The 14,456-nt window shown below is 71.8% G+C and carries 14 protein-coding genes; 5 read left to right on the forward strand and 9 right to left on the reverse strand.

What is annotated here, in order from left to right:
- Nucleotides 1–138 precede the first annotated feature (138 nt).
- The 7 genes from C7S10_RS00980 to C7S10_RS01010 all read right to left on the reverse strand — a co-directional run bounded on the left by C7S10_RS00980 (nt 139) and on the right by C7S10_RS01010 (nt 5,721).
- Entirely contained in the window at nt 139–891 is a 753-nt protein-coding gene (locus C7S10_RS00980) for a hypothetical protein (RefSeq protein WP_108342546.1), read from the reverse strand.
- A 172-nt stretch (nt 892–1,063) separates the two neighbouring features.
- Nucleotides 1,064–1,654, reverse strand: coding sequence for an aminoacyl-tRNA hydrolase (pth, locus tag C7S10_RS00985; RefSeq protein ID WP_108342547.1), 591 nt, complete (start codon nt 1,652–1,654; stop codon nt 1,064–1,066).
- A 156-nt stretch (nt 1,655–1,810) separates the two neighbouring features.
- The gene (locus tag C7S10_RS00990) at nt 1,811–2,500 is read right to left on the reverse strand and encodes a 50S ribosomal protein L25/general stress protein Ctc (protein WP_108342548.1); all 690 of its coding nucleotides are present in this window, start codon (nt 2,498–2,500) and stop codon (nt 1,811–1,813) included.
- Between the two features lie 199 nt (nt 2,501–2,699).
- Nucleotides 2,700–3,485: an ABC transporter permease gene (locus C7S10_RS00995; RefSeq protein WP_133176397.1), complete on the reverse strand. Its 786-nt coding sequence runs from the start codon at nt 3,483–3,485 to the stop codon at nt 2,700–2,702.
- A 49-nt stretch (nt 3,486–3,534) separates the two neighbouring features.
- A complete protein-coding gene (locus C7S10_RS01000) occupies nt 3,535–4,317 on the reverse strand; it encodes an ABC transporter permease (protein ID WP_108342550.1) in 783 nt (260 codons plus the stop codon).
- Complete coding sequence (locus C7S10_RS01005; protein ID WP_108342551.1) at nt 4,314–5,282, reverse strand: ABC transporter ATP-binding protein; 969 nt, start codon at nt 5,280–5,282, stop codon at nt 4,314–4,316. Before C7S10_RS01005 ends, C7S10_RS01000 begins: the two co-directional genes overlap by 4 nt.
- Nucleotides 5,283–5,292: 10 nt before the next feature.
- The gene (locus tag C7S10_RS01010; protein WP_243395138.1) at nt 5,293–5,721 is read right to left on the reverse strand and encodes a MarR family winged helix-turn-helix transcriptional regulator; all 429 of its coding nucleotides are present in this window, start codon (nt 5,719–5,721) and stop codon (nt 5,293–5,295) included.
- A 76-nt stretch (nt 5,722–5,797) separates the two neighbouring features.
- Here C7S10_RS01010 and C7S10_RS22080 point away from each other — a divergent pair, with 76 nt between their 5' ends.
- Nucleotides 5,798–6,415: a maleylpyruvate isomerase family mycothiol-dependent enzyme gene (locus tag C7S10_RS22080; protein WP_165807012.1), complete on the forward strand. Its 618-nt coding sequence runs from the start codon at nt 5,798–5,800 to the stop codon at nt 6,413–6,415.
- A gap of 98 nt (nt 6,416–6,513) precedes the next feature.
- Complete coding sequence (gene pepN / locus C7S10_RS01015) at nt 6,514–8,940, forward strand: aminopeptidase N (RefSeq protein WP_165807013.1); 2,427 nt, start codon at nt 6,514–6,516, stop codon at nt 8,938–8,940.
- A 31-nt stretch (nt 8,941–8,971) separates the two neighbouring features.
- On the opposite strand, the gene C7S10_RS01020 is transcribed toward pepN, so the two are convergent.
- Nucleotides 8,972–9,952 carry a ribose-phosphate diphosphokinase gene (locus C7S10_RS01020; RefSeq protein WP_108342553.1) on the reverse strand — a complete coding sequence of 327 codons (981 nt, stop codon included), beginning with the start codon at nt 9,950–9,952 and terminating at the stop codon, nt 8,972–8,974.
- Nucleotides 9,953–9,989: 37 nt separating this feature from the next.
- Entirely contained in the window at nt 9,990–11,468 is a 1,479-nt protein-coding gene (gene glmU / locus C7S10_RS01025) for a bifunctional UDP-N-acetylglucosamine diphosphorylase/glucosamine-1-phosphate N-acetyltransferase GlmU (RefSeq protein WP_108342554.1), read from the reverse strand.
- A 247-nt stretch (nt 11,469–11,715) separates the two neighbouring features.
- On the opposite strand from glmU, the gene C7S10_RS01030 reads away from it, so the two are divergent.
- Genes C7S10_RS01030 through C7S10_RS01040 form a run of 3 tightly spaced genes read left to right on the forward strand, consistent with a single transcriptional unit; the run spans nt 11,716 to nt 14,448 of the window.
- Nucleotides 11,716–12,669 carry an ABC transporter ATP-binding protein gene (locus C7S10_RS01030; protein WP_243395139.1) on the forward strand — a complete coding sequence of 318 codons (954 nt, stop codon included), beginning with the start codon at nt 11,716–11,718 and terminating at the stop codon, nt 12,667–12,669.
- A complete protein-coding gene (locus tag C7S10_RS01035) occupies nt 12,662–13,537 on the forward strand; it encodes a hypothetical protein (RefSeq protein WP_108342555.1) in 876 nt (291 codons plus the stop codon). The genes C7S10_RS01030 and C7S10_RS01035 overlap by 8 nt, the downstream gene beginning before the upstream one ends.
- Nucleotides 13,534–14,448, forward strand: coding sequence for an ABC transporter ATP-binding protein (locus C7S10_RS01040; RefSeq protein WP_108342556.1), 915 nt, complete (start codon nt 13,534–13,536; stop codon nt 14,446–14,448). Before C7S10_RS01035 ends, C7S10_RS01040 begins: the two co-directional genes overlap by 4 nt.
- The last annotated feature ends 8 nt before the right edge of the window (nt 14,449–14,456 follow it).

The raw sequence follows: 14,456 nt of genomic DNA on the forward strand, positions 1-14,456 counted from the left end.
TGGCAGTGGTCACCCGGAGATCGGGACCCACGACGCATGACTCGTACATGGCTCCACCCCCTTGGCAGACGCCACACCGCGTCGGTGTGGCAGGTTCATCGTTGACTGACTGGATCGCCAGATCCCTTGCCCGTGCGGCTATTCGCCAATTTTGGTGAGTGGCCGGTCCAGGGCGCCGAGGACGATCTGGGCCGAGCGCATGTCACGCAGCGAGAAGACCAGCCGGTTCATGTCGAACGTCGACCAGCCGTCCTCCACCGCCATGCCCTCGGCGGTGGTGTGCAGGGCCTTGTAGAGCGTCCATGGCTCCTTGCGCATCTCGGCGTGGAGCGTGTCCTCCAGCACCTCGCGCAGGTAGGCCTGCTGCTCCCCGCGACCCGCTCCCGGTGGCAGGACGTCGGTGACCTCGTTGTCGCGACCGAGCTGGGCGAAGGTCGGCCAGTCGATGACGGCGAGGTGGTCGACGCGCGTGCCCGTCCACTCCTCGGCCGCGCCGACCGAGCTGCTCGGCGCGCTGTCGGAGATGCCCGCGAGGATCGGCCCGCGCAGCGGGAGCCAGTCGACGTTGACCTGGCGGCGATCACCCGAGACCGTGACGAACAGCGCCGAGATGACCGCGGGGTCGTCCGGCATCCAGGTCAGGTCGGGGCTGTCGGCGCGCGCCGTCCCGGTGGCCAGCATCAGCATGGTCACCGACCCGTCCGTGGCCGGCGCCGGCCGGGCGCCGAGGCCGGTGAAGGCGTCGTCGATCCGGTCGAGGGCGGTGGTGAGCCGCAGGTCCAGCACGACGAGGACGACCAGCGGCACCATCGCCAGCACCACCGCGAGCGCGACGAGCCGTCGGGCCAGCCGGGAGCCGCGCCTGCGCTCGGGCTCCAGCCCGAGCGTCACGGGCGGCGCGGCGGGCGGGTCCGAGGAGCGGCGCGGCGCAGGGACGAGCCCTCGCGGTCGTGTCTTCGTGTCGACGTCGCTCTTGTGTCGCGCGGTAGTGCCCATCCCTGCCCCCTTGGTGCCTCGACGGTAGGAGCGTCGGGGGGAGGGCGCATACCCGATCGTGAGTAGATCAGGAGTTGAAGCGCTGCTGCGTCCTCTCCAGCCCGTCGGTCATCAGCGACTCGACGGCGTCGGCGGCATCCATCACCTGGAAGGGAAGCTCCTTGCGCTCCACGGTGGAGTAGTTGGACAGCACGAAGTCGGCCACGTCCTGGCGCCCCGGCGGTCGCCCGATGCCGGCCCGGACGCGGTGGAAGTCACCGGTGCCGAGACTGCTGCGCATCGAGCGGAGTCCGTTGTGGCCGTTGTCGCCGCCGCCGAGCTTGACCCGGAGCGTGCCGAAGGCGATGTCGAGCTCGTCGTGGATCGCGACGATCCGCTCCGGGGCGACCTTGTAGAAGGTGGCGAGCGCCTTGACCGGGCCGCCCACCTCGTTCATGTAGCACCGCGGTCGGGCCAGCACGACCCGGGGCGCCGAGGCACCGGGCGGGCCCACGCGGCCCTCGACGACGTCGGCGCGACCGGACCTGTGGGAGCGGAACGGGCTGCCCATCCGGGACGCGAGCTCGTCGGTGACGAGGTAGCCGATGTTGTGGCGGTGCCCGGCGTACGCCGGCCCCGGATTGCCCAGGCCGACGACCAGCCACACGTCCTCGCTCATGCGCCCATCCTCCCAACAAGTCCGGACGTCAGGGGAATCCGCGGTGCGGACCGCAGGATCCCATGACGTCCCGCACTGCGGCGTACGGCGATCGCCACCGCCCGCCGAAATGACGACTGCGCCGCACCGGGACCCGGTGCGGCGCAGTCGGTGGGATCACTCCGCGGCGTCGTCGTCCTCGCGCGCCTCGTCCTCGGCCGCGGCCTCGGTCTGGGCCTCGGCGATCTCGGCGTCGGACGTGTCGTGCTCGATGCCGGCCTCGGCCTCGGCCTCGGCGAGCTCGGCCTCGAGGGCCTCGGCGGTCACCTGGGCGGTGACGTTGATGATGAGGAGCTCCTCGTCGGCGGCCAGGGTCGTGCCCTTCGGCAGCTCGAGGTCCTTGGCGAGGATCTGGGTGCCGACCTCGGCGCCCTCGACCGACACCTCGATGAACTCGGGGATGTGGGTGGCCTCGGCCTCGACCTGGATGGTGGCGTTGTCGGTGACGACCAGGGTGTCGGCGGCGGCGTCGCCCACGACGTGGATGGCGACGTCGACGGTGACCTTCTCGCCGCGCTTGACGGTGACGAAGTCGACGTGCTCGATGACGCGACGGATCGGGTCGACCTGGACCTGCTTGGTCAGCGCGAGGTGCTCGGCACCGTCGAGGTCGAGGGTGAGCAGGGCGTTGGAGCCGCCGTGCTTGAGGGCCATCATCGTCTGGTGGCCGGGCAGGGTCACGTGGAGCGGCTCGGCGCCGTGGCCGTAGATGACGGCGGGGATCTTGTGCTCGCGGCGGATGCGGCGGGCCGCCCCCTTGCCGAACTCGATGCGGGTCTCGGCGGCGATCTTCTCTGCGTCAGACATGTGGCTCTCCTCAGATCTTTCGTACGACGTGTGGTGGGCCCGGGCCGGAGACGACGAACGCCACGCTCCGGATCGTGAGCGCGGCGCAGTGCTGGGGCCGGCCCTGTCGATCACGGAGTCCCTGGGTCTGACGGGCTCCCTCGCCGAGGCAACCTGAGAAGACTAGACGCCCGGCCGGGTGCGGGTCGAATCCACGGGCTCAGATCTGGTCGAGCGTCGCCCCCGCGCGGCTCAGGTGCTCGAAGAGCCGGATGGTGGCGAGCCCGACGGCGACGTACGCCAGGCCGATCAGCGCCTCGGTGCCGACGAGACCCTGCACCGCTCCCCAGGTGGCGCCGTCGCCGAGCATCCGGGTCGCCTCGATGGCGTGCGAGAGCGGCAAGCAGCGCCCGATCGCGGCCATCCAGCCGGGCAGGTCGTCGAGCGCGACGTTGGTGCCGGTGAAGATCAGCAGCACCAGGAACAGCACGTTGCCCATGGTCGCGCCGTCGCGGTAGACGAGGTTGAGCGCGCCCATCACCAGCCCCAGCCCGGTGGAGGCGAGCGAGCCGACGGCGACGACGAGCGCGATCAGCGGCCACGCGCTGCCGGGGATGTGGGCGTCGAGCAGCAGCGAGCCGACCACGACGCCGAACATCGCCACGAACCAGCCGTTGAGGATGACGGGGAGCGAGCGGCCCAGGAACAGCGGGATGCGGCGCGCTGGCGTGGCGAGCACCAGCCCGAGCGTCTGCGCGAACCGCTCGCCGCCGATGGTGAAGGTCATCGCGAACATGCACGGGATGGCGGCGTAGTTGAGCGCGTTGCCGATCACGTAGAACTCGTCGTCACCCACGCCCGCGCTGCGCCCGATGTAGGCGAAGAGCAGGATCTGGCAGACCGGCGAGACCAGCAGCGACGGGATGAAGATCCACGGGTTCATCCAGCCGAAGAGCGCGCGATAGCTCATCAGGCCGCCGACGAAGAAGATGCGGGTGCTCGTCATGCGGGGTCCCCGTCCGGCGCGGAACGACGTGAGCACTCGAATGGGGTGCTCATGAGAGCGCCAGGGTCGCGTCGCGGCGGGCCGCGTTGATGAGGCGTACGCCGAGCCAGCCGGCCAGCGCCGCGTAGGCGAGCCCGACGGCGCCGCAGACCGCAAGGTCGGCCCATGCGCTCTCGCCGGCCGCCGCGGCGCGCATCCCCTCCACGGCCCACGTCGGCGCCAGGGCCCACGAGACCGGCCGCAGGGCGTCCGGCAGCAGGTCGAGCGGGATGACGAACCCGCACAGCAGCCAGCCGGGATACTCCAGCGCGGCGCCGAGCGCCCACGAGGTGCGGTAGCGCACCGCGCTGACCGAGAGCAGGAAGCCGAACAGCGCGATCGTGATCGTCGCCATCAGGATGCTGAGCACGAAGACCGGCCAGTCCTCCACGTGCAGGGCGATGTCGAAGACCCACCAGTCCCACAGGATGGTGGCGACCACGCTGTAGAGCCCGATCGTGGCCATCGCGCAGGTGATCGGCAGCAGGACCAGCGAGAAGGAGGTGGGGGCGGCGACCACCAGCTCGAGCGTCCCGGCGCGCCGCTCGCGCTGCACCAGCGTCGTCGCGCTCACGGTCTGGGACGTCCAGATCCCCATCGCCGCGGCCCCGATGCCGGCGTAGAGCATCGCGTCGGGATCGTTGTTGACGCGGTAGACCAGCAGCGCCGAGGTCGCGAACATCAGCGGGAAGAGGACGGCGAGGAAGCCCTCGAAGGGCGAGAACATCAGGATCTTCAGCTGGAGCCAGAAGCACACCAGCTGCTGGCGCAGGCGGGCGCCGAGGCCGGTCACCGGGTGACCAGCTCGACGTAGGCGTCCTCGAGGGTGGGGTCGCGGTGGCTGACCCGTCCCACCCGGGTCCCGTCGAGACGGGCGAGCGCCGGCTGGGTGACCTCGGCGCCGGACTCGCAGGACACGACGAGCACCTGCACCTGGCCGCGGTCCTCGACGACGACCGTGCGGACGCCGCCGATGCCGCGCACCGCCTCGACGGCGTCGTCGCTGATGCCGTACGTCTCGACCTCCAGCACGCGGCCGGCGCTGACCAGCCCCTTGAGCTGGGTGGGCGTCCCCTCGGCGACGATCTCGCCCGACCGGATGACGGCGATCCGGTCGCAGAGCTCGTCGGCCTCGAACATGTAGTGCGTGGTCAGCAGCACGGTCTTGCCCTGGTCGCGCAGGCCGGCGATGGTCGCCCGCAGCTCGCGCGCCCCGACCGGGTCGATGCCGATGGACGGTTCGTCGAGGAAGAACACGTCGGGGTCGTGCAGCAGCCCGCGCGCGATGTGCAGGCGCTGCCGCATGCCGCGGGAGTAGCCCTCGACCCGCTCCCCCTCGCGCCCGGTCAGCCCGACCAGTTCCAGCAGCTCGCCGATCCGCTTCTTCTGCTCGCGGGGCGCGACGCCGTACAGCTCGGAGAAGTAGCGCAGGTTGTCGAGCCCGCTGAGGCGCTCGTAGAGCCCGCGGTCACCGCCGAAGACGTAGCCGATGCGGCGACGGACCTCGCGCAGGTCGGTGACGACGTCGTGGCCCAGGACGTGGGCGCTGCCCGAGCTCGGGATGAGCAGGGTGATCAACATCTTGATGGTGGTCGTCTTGCCGGCGCCGTTGGGGCCGAGCAGGCCGAAGAGCTCGCCGGGGGCGATCTCGAAGCTGACTCCCTTGACCGCCTCGACCTCCTTGCGCGTGCGGCGCAGCGCGCCCGAGCGGGTGGTGAAGGTGCGTCGCAGGTCCCGGGCTTCCACGGCGGCAGTCACCCGGTCGACCCTAGAGGAACGGGTCGGTGATCTCCCTGAGCGAAACGAGCGCGTCCCTCAGCTGGCCCATCCGGCGTGGCCCGAGGTGTGCGGCCCACTCGGCCTCCACCGTCTGCTCCATCTCGCGGGCGCACTCCTGGGCCTCGCGACCGCGCGGCGCGATCCGCACGAGGCGCGCCCGCTTGTCGGTCGGGTCGGGGACGCGATCGACGTACCCCGCCCTCTCGAGCTGCTCGACGAGGAAGCCAGCCGTCTGCTTGGTGACCTGCGCCTGCTCGGCGAGGTCGGTGATGCGGCTGCCCTCCTCGGCGATGCGGGCAGCGATCCGCCCCTGCGCGAGCGTCAGGTCGGCGAAGCCGTGGGCACGCAGGTGCTCGACGATGCGCTCCTCCGCGTGGCGCTGCGCGATGAACATCAGCAGCGCGGTGGGCAGCTCCACGAACGACCTCCCTTGACAAGATGGACAGAGAGACTGACTATTTAGTCAGACACTCTGACTATACGTGGAGACCGGCATGGACAAGCAGCAGCTCTGGGCACACGTCCACGCCGAGCGTGCCGCCCTGGCCACCACCCTCGCCCGCCTCGACGACGAGCAGTGGCAGCGGCCGTCGCTGTGCGCGGGCTGGACCGTCAAGGACGTCGCCGCGCACGTGATCGCCCACCCACAGACGGGCTGGGGCCAGCTGTCGGGGATGGCGGTCCGCAACTACAACGCGATGATCCTGCGCGAGGTCAGACGGCTCGGCGAGCGGTCGACGCCCGAGTCGATCCTCGCGGACTTCGCCACCCACGCCGGCTCGACCCGCAAGGTGCCCGTGACGACGGTGCTCGAGCCACTCATCGACGCGCTCGTCCACCACCAGGACATCGTCCGGCCGCTCGGGCTGGAGCGCGCGATGGCGCCGGAGGCCGCCGCGGCCGCTGCCGACCGGGCCCGCTCGCTGGCCTTCCTCAGCGGGTCGCGCGAGATCGTCCGGAGCACGCGGATGGTCGCCACCGACATCGCCTGGGAGCGGGGCCGCGGGCCGACGATCGCCGGCCCCGTCCAGGAGCTGCTGATGGTCTGCATGGGCCGGGCCCGGGTCGCCACCGACCTCACCGGCGACGGCGTCGCGCTGCTCGTCGCCTGAGCGATCCGCCTGAAGGCCCCCCGGGCGATCCGCCCGGGGCGATCCGCTGGGCGATAACGGGGCGCGCCACCACCCCCCTCCTGCCTACAGTGAGCCGCGTGCCGTCGCTGACCCTCGCCGAGGCCCGCGAGCGGGCCGCACTGATCTCCGACGTGGCCTACGACATCCACCTCGACCTCACCTCGCGTGAGCACGCCGTCGTGACCACGCGCGTCACCTTCGCGTGCCGCGCTCCGGGGTCGAGCACGTTCCTCGAGCTCGCTGACGCGACGGAGGTCGTCGTGGAGGGCGCCCACGGTGCGGCGTACGACGACGGGCGCATCCTGCTCCGCGACCTCGCCGCCCGCAACGACGTCACCGTGACGGCGCGGATGCCCTACGTCACCACCGGCAACGGACTGCACACCTTCACCGACCCGGCCGACGGCGAGGTCTACGTCAGCGCCTACACCGGGATGGACATCGCGCAGCGGGTCTACGCGTGCTTCGACCAGATGGACCTCAAGGCGCCACTGACGGTGAGCGTCACCGCCCCGAGCGCGTGGACGGTGATATCCAACGGGATCGCCACACGCGACGGGGACCTGTGGACGTTCACCACCACTCCCCTGCTGCCGACCTCGATGCTCGTGGTCTGCGCCGGGCCCTGGGTCTCGCGCACCTGGGAGCACGCGGGCCTGCCGATGGGCTGGCACGCCCGCGCCTCGATGGAGCGGCTCCTCGACCGCGACCTCGCCGACCTGCGGGCCGTGACCGAGCGGTGCCTCGACCACTACACCGAGGCGTTCACCGAGCCGATGCCGTTCGACTCCTACGACCAGGTGATGGCTCCCGAGCTCAACTGGGGCGCCATGGAGACCGCCGGCGCCGTGACGTTCCGCGACGAGCTGCTGACCCCGGGCCCGCCGTCGGCCATGGACGTGCTGTGGCGCGACAACACGATCGCCCACGAGATGGCGCACATGTGGTTCGGCAACCTCGTGACGATGACGTGGTGGGAGGACAGCTGGCTGAGCGAGTCCTTCGCCGAGTTCATGGGCTCCGACGTGGTCCGGCGGATCACCGGCGCCCGCGACCCCGACATCGCCGACACCGTCGCACGCACGCCGCTGGGCTACCTCGCCGACGGGCGCCGCTCGGCGCACCCGGTGGCCGAGGACGCGGAGGCGATGGTCGACGTCGACACCGCGTTCGGCAACTTCGACATGATCACCTACGCCAAGGGCGGGGCGGTGCTGCGCCAGCTCGTGCACTGGCTGGGGCACGACGCCTTCCTCGCCGGCGTCAACCGCTACCTCACCGCGCACGCCTTCGGCAACGCGACGCTCGCCGACTTCCTGGCCGCGCTCGACGCCGTGTCCGACCGCGACGTGCGCGGCTGGGCCGAGCAGTGGCTGCGTGCGAGCGGGTTCGACACGATCGAGGTGACCCGCGACGGTGACGTCCCGGTCGTACGCCGCATCGGCACCCGGGCCCACCGCCTGAGCGTGGCCGCGTTCTCCGCCGACGGCGAGGCGATCGCCGCACGCCCCCTCGACCTGGCGGACGAGCCGGTCCGCCTCGACGACCTCGCCGGCTGCGCCGTGGTGCCCAACGCCGGCGCCGAGACCTTCGCGGCGTCGTCCCTCGACCCCCGGACGTGGGAGGTCGTGCGCACGCGCCTGGGCACGATCGCGGACCCCGTCACGCGGGCCGGGCTGTGGTGGACCGCCGTCGCCGCCGCTCGCCGCGGCGAGCTCGCGATGCCCGACCTCCTCACGCTCGTCGCCGACCACCTGCCCGGCGAGCGCCATCCCGCCGTCGCCGAGGGCGTGCTCGAGCTCGTCGTCGACCAGGTCGTCCCGTTGCTCGACCCGGCCGGCCTGGACAGGGCCCTCGACGTGATCGCCCGAGCATGCCGCGGCCTCCTGGCCGCCGACCCCGACCCCTCGATCGCGCTGGCCGCAGCGCGCCGGTTGGCGGAGGTGTCGACCGACGCCACGGAGCTGGCGGGCTGGCTGTCGTCCGGCGTCGCGCCCGCCGGGGTCGCGGTCGACCAGTCCCTGCGCTGGCGGGTGGTGACCCGGCTCGTCACCCTCGGCGGCTCGCCCTCGCTCGTCGACGAGGAGCTGGCCCGCGACGCCAGCGCCGCCGGTGCGGTCGCCGCCCGCACCGCGCGGGCGGCCGTGCCCGACGCGGCCCACAAGGGCGCGGCGTGGCTGACGCTCTTCGGCACCGAGCTGTCCAACCGCGAGTTCACCGCGACCTCGGACGGGTTCTGGAGCGCGGGCCAGCACGCGCTGGTCGCGCCCTACCTCAGGCGCTACGCCCAGCAGGTGCCGGCGCTGGTGGCTCGCCGCGGCCAGGCGTACGCCGAGGTGGCCGGTCGTCTGGCCTTCCCACGCCTGCCGCTGCCGACCGCCGATCTCCGCGTGCTGCGGGACGCGGTCGCGGCCCAGGTCGAGACCGGTCGCCTGCACCCCACCCTGGCCCGGGCGTGGGTCGACGAGGTCGACGACCTCGACGTGGCGCTGGCCCTGCGCTGAGGGCGTTCGCTGCCGCTTCGGCGGCGTCGAGTCAGGCGTGCCCGTCGAACATCGACGTGACGGACCCGTCCTCGAAGACCTCGCGGATCGCGCGGGCGATCAGGGGCGCGATCGAGAGGGTGGTGAGCTTGTCGAACTGCTTGTCGGAGGGCACCGGGAGCGTGTTGGTGACGACGACCTCGATGGCGCTGGAGTTCTTCAGCCGGTCGACGGCCGGGTCGCTGAGGATCGGGTGGGTCGCGGCGATGATGACGCCGGCCGCGCCGTCGGCGACGCACGCCTCGGCGGCCTTCACGATGGTGCCGCCGGTGTCGACCATGTCGTCGGTCAGCACGCAGATCTTGCCGCGGACGTCACCGACGACCCGGTTGGCGACGACCTCGTTGGCGACGTCGGTGCGCCGCGTCTTGTGGATGAAGGCCAGCGGCACGCCGCCGAGGCGGGCCGACCAGCGCTCGGCGACCTTGATCCGGCCGGCGTCCGGCGAGACGACGGCGAGCTCCTGGTCGCCGTACTTCTCCCGCACGTAGTCGGCGAGGATCGGCAGCGCCATCAGGTGGTCGACGGGGCCGTCGAAGAAGCCCTGGATCTGGTCGGCGTGCAGGTCGACGGTGATGAGGCGGTCGGCGCCGGCGGTCTTGAACAGGTCGGCGACCAGGCGGGCCGAGATCGGCTCGCGACCGCGGTGCTTCTTGTCCTGACGGGCGTAGCCGTAGAACGGCATGACGACCGTGATGCGCTTGGCCGAGGCGCGCTTGAGGGCGTCGACCATGAGCAGGTGCTCCATGATCCACTCGTTGATCGGCGAGGTGTGGCTCTGGATCACGAAGGCGTCGCACCCCCGCACCGACTCCTCGTAGCGCACGTAGATCTCGCCGTTGGCGAACTCGTAGGCCGACTGCGGCACGAGCCCGCAGTCGAGGAGCTCGGAGACCTCGTCGGCGAGCTCGGGGTGCGCCCGTCCGCTGAAGATCATGAGATTCTTCTCGGTGGTCTTCTTCAGTCCGGTCACCGGCTGCGACTCCTCGATCGGGGGTGGAGTGTCGACGTCAGGATTGTGTCTCACCGGGGCCGTCGGACCCAACCCCGGGGTCGGTGACGTGAGACACCTGCTGTTCACCGGCGCGTGCCGCGGCGTCTGCCTGCGCGGTGCCCGGCCGCTTCTTCTGCGCCCACTCCTCGAGGTTGCGCTGCGGGCCGCTGCTGACGGCCAGCGCTCCGGGGGGTACGTCGCGGCGCACCGTGGTCCCGCCGGCGGTCCCGGCCCCGTCGCCGATCGTGACGGGCGCGACGAAGGTGTTGTTGGAGCCGGTGCGGGCGTGCCGCCCGACCACGGTGCGGTGCTTGGCGACGCCGTCGTAGTTGGCGAAGATCGTGCCGGCCCCGATGTTGGTCCCCTCGCCGATCTCCGCGTCCCCGACGTAGGACAGGTGCGGCACCTTCGCGGCGTCGCCGATCTGCGCGTTCTTGGTCTCGACGAACGCGCCGATCTTGCCGGCGACACCGAGCCGGGAGCCGGGGCGCAGGTAGGAGAACGGGCCGACGGTGGCCCGGTCGCCGATCACCGCGAGCTCGCCGTGGGTGCGCACGACCCGGGCGCCGGTGCCGACCTCGCAGTCCTTGAGCGTCGTGTCGGGGCCGATCACCGCGTCCTCGGCCACGATGGTGGCGCCGAGCAGCTGGGTGCCGGGGAGGATGGTGACGTCCTGGGCGAGCTGGACGTCCGCGTCGATCCAGGTCGTGGCCGGGTCCATCACCGTCACGCCGTCGCGCATCCACTGGGTGACGATCCGCTCGTTGAGCAGCCGACCCAGCTCGGCGAGCTGGGCCCGGTCGTTGGCCCCCTCGGTCTGCATCACGTCGTCGATCGCATGGGCGCCGACGGTGAGGCCGGCGTCGCGGGCGAGCTGGACGGTGTCGGTCAGGTAGTACTCGCCCTTGTGGTTGTCGTTCTTGATCCGCGGCAGCGCGTCGAGCAGGAAGGCCGCGTCGAAGGCCAGGATCCCCGAGTTGATCTCCGGGATCTCGCGCTGCTGGGGTGTCGCGTCCTTCTCCTCCACGATCGCCTCGACGTCGCCCTCGTCGTTGCGGATGATCCGGCCGTAGCCGAACGGGTTGGCCACGATCCCGGACAGGATGCTGACCGCGCGCTGCGCCGCCTCGTGCTCGGCGGCGAACTCGCGCAACGACTCACCGCGCAGCAGGGGTGTGTCCCCCGCCGCGACGATCACCGTCCCGGACGTCGTGCCGGCCGCCTCGATCGCGACGCGCACGGCGTGCCCGGTGCCGTCCTGCGTCTCCTGGACCGCCAGCACCGCGTCGGGCACGAGCGACTGGATGTGGGGTCCGACCTGCTCGCGCTGGTGGCCGACGACGGCCACGATCCGTTGCGGCTCCATCGCCTGCACGGCGGTCAGCACGTGCCCGATCATCGAGCGCCCGCCGATCGGGTGCAGCACCTTCATCGTCTTGGACTTCATGCGGGTGCCGCCGCCGGCGGCGAGCACGATCACGGTGAGGTTGTCCATGGGGGCAGTCTGCCAGCGCCGTGTCCCGGCAACCCCGTGCGGTGGTCGGCCGCCCCGCGCCGCCACGGGTGGGCGACAGCGCAGCCCGCGGCGGCGGGCGCGGGTCGCGGTCGATCTCAGCCATCCGATGACTGCGATCGACCGCGACCTGTCGGATGCCCCTGGCCGCGAACCTTCACCGAACCTCCACACGGATCAGGGGCTTCCCCGATGGGCGGATGCCGCTGGCGTCGCTAGCGTGGCGGGCGTGACGGGGAACGAGGGCCGGGTGATCGAGACCGGCGGGCTGACGATGCGCTTCGGCAGCGTCGAGGCGCTGACCGCGCTGGACATCGGCGTCGGCGAGGGCGTGACCGGCCTCGTCGGGGCCAACGGCGCGGGCAAGTCGACGCTGATCAAGATCCTGCTGGGCCTGCTCGAGCCGACGAGCGGCACGGCGTCGGTGCTGGGCCACGACATCGCGACCGAGAGCGCGGAGATCCGCCGGCTCGTGGGCTACATGCCCGAGCACGACTGCCTGCCGCCCGACGTCAGCGCCAGCGACTTCGTGGTCCACATGGGGCGGATGTCGGGGCTCCCTGCCACGGTCGCCCGTGAGCGCGCGGCCGACATCCTGCGCCACGTCGGGCTCGACGAGGAGCGCTACCGCCAGATGGGCGGCTACTCCACCGGCATGAAGCAGCGGGCCAAGCTCGCCCAGGCGCTGGTCCACGACCCGCGGCTGGTCTTCCTCGACGAGCCGACCAACGGCCTCGACCCGGCCGCCCGCGTCGACATGCTCCACCTGGTCCAGCGGATCGGGCGCGACTTCGGCATCGCGGTGCTCGTCACCTCGCACCTGCTCGGCGAGCTCGAGAAGGTCAGCGACCACGTGATCGTCCTCGACGGGGGCCGGCTGCTGCGGTCGAGCGCCACCGCCGACTTCACCCAGCACACCGGCGGACTCCTCGTCGAGGTGCTCGGCGGCGACACGGAGAGGGACGTGCTCGGCGAGGCTCTCGCGAAGGCGGGGCTCACCTGCCGCCCGCGCGGGGCTCTGGTGGCGGTCGACCCGCCGCCCCCGGGACTGTCACGCGAGGGGGCCGTGCACGACCTCGTGCGCGACACCACCGCCGACCTCGGCCTCGCGCTGGTCCGCATCCAGCCCGACCAGGCGCACCTCGAGGACGTCTTCCTGACGGAGGAGGCCGCGCGTGTCTGACCGTTCCGGAGTCATCCACGACATCGGCTACCGCGGATACGACGGACCGCGCGAGGGCACCCGCTCGCTCGTCCTCAGCCTCTACGTCACCGGCCTGCGGCACGCGTTCGGCCTCGGCCGCTCCGGCCGCTCGAAGGTGCTCCCCTTCCTGCTGCTCGGCCTCGGCACGCTGCCAGCCGTGATCGTGGTCGGGGTCGTCACGTTCATCAACTTCGGCTCGCTGCCCGTGTCGTACGCCGCCTACCTGAGCCAGATCCAGATGCTGGTGACCCTCTTCGCGGCCGCGCAGGCGCCGGTGCTCGTCTCGCGCGACCTGCGGCATCGCTCGATCGTGCTCTACCTCGCGCGGCCGCTGTCGCCGGCGCTGTTCGCCGTCACGCGGTGGGCCTCCCTGGCCAGCGCGATCCTGCTCTTCACGGTGCTGCCCACGCTGGTCCTCTACGTCGGCGGACTGCTGGCCGGGCTCGACTTCGGCGACGAGACCCCGATCTTCCTGCGCTCGCTCGCCCTGCAGGTCGTGCTGGCCGCGGTGCTGGCCGGCATCACCGGCCTGATCTCGGCGTGGGCGTTGCGCCGCGGCTTCGCGGTCGTCGCGTCCATCGTGGTGCTGATCGTGGTCGCCGGGGTCGTGCGGATCATCCAGGAGATCTGCTCCTACGAGGACATCTCGACCGTGGGCGAGCTCGCCGGCCTGTTCTCGCCGTGGACGCTGCACAACGGGCTCGCCGTCGCGTGGGACGCGGGCGGCCGGGCGGTGGTCGAGCTGCACGACGCCTGGCCGGTCGTCTACCTCGCCACCGCGCTGGTGGTCTGGGCCGCCTGCGTGGCGTTGCTCGTACGCCGCTTCGTGAAGGTGGGTTCGCGATGAGCGACCTCGTCCTGGACAAGGTGTCGCGCTGGTTCGGCAACGTCGTCGCCGTCAACGACGTGACCATGACCATCGGTCCCGGCGTCACCGGCCTGCTCGGACCCAACGGGGCCGGCAAGACCACGCTGATGGCGATGATGGCGGGCTTCCTCGCCCCGTCGTCCGGCACCGTCACCCTCGACGGCGAACCCGTCTGGCGCCACACCGACGCCTACCGGCTGATCGGCCTGGTCCCTGAGCGCGAGCTCAGCTTCGGCTACCTCACCGGCCGGCAGTTCGTGCGCGCCAACGCCGACCTGCACCGCCTCCCGGACGCCGCCGGCGCCACGGAGCGGATCCTCGAGGTGGTCGACATGGTGGAGCCGTCGGCCCGCCGGATCGACACCTACTCCAAGGGCATGCGCCAGCGGGTCAAGATCGCCGCCGCGCTCGTGCACGACCCGACCGTGCTGCTGCTCGACGAGCCCTTCAACGGCGTCGACCCGCGCCAGCGCATGCACCTGATGGACCTGCTGCGCCGCCTCGGCGACGACGGCTGCACCGTGCTCTTCAGCTCGCACATCCTGGAGGAGGTCGAGCGGCTGGCCCGCCACATCGAGGTCGTCGTCTCGGGCAGGCACGCCGCCTCGGGCGACTTCGGGGCCATCCGGCGGCTGATGACCGACCGCCCGGTGCGCTACTCGATCACCTCCAGCGACGACCGGGCGCTCGCCGCCGTACTGATAGCGCGACCCGCCGTGCAGTCGGTCAACCTGCGACCGCAGGGCGGCCTCGAGGTGCAGGTGAGCGACCTCGGGACGTTCGCCGCCGACCTCGCGCCGCTGACGCGCAGCCACGGCCTGACCCTGTTCGAGCTCTCCCCCAGCGACGAGTCGCTGGAGAGCGTCTTCGCCTACCTGGTGGACCGATGAAGGTGTTG

Source organism: Nocardioides currus (assembly GCF_003057875.1).
GTDB classification, from domain to species: domain Bacteria; phylum Actinomycetota; class Actinomycetes; order Propionibacteriales; family Nocardioidaceae; genus Nocardioides; species Nocardioides currus.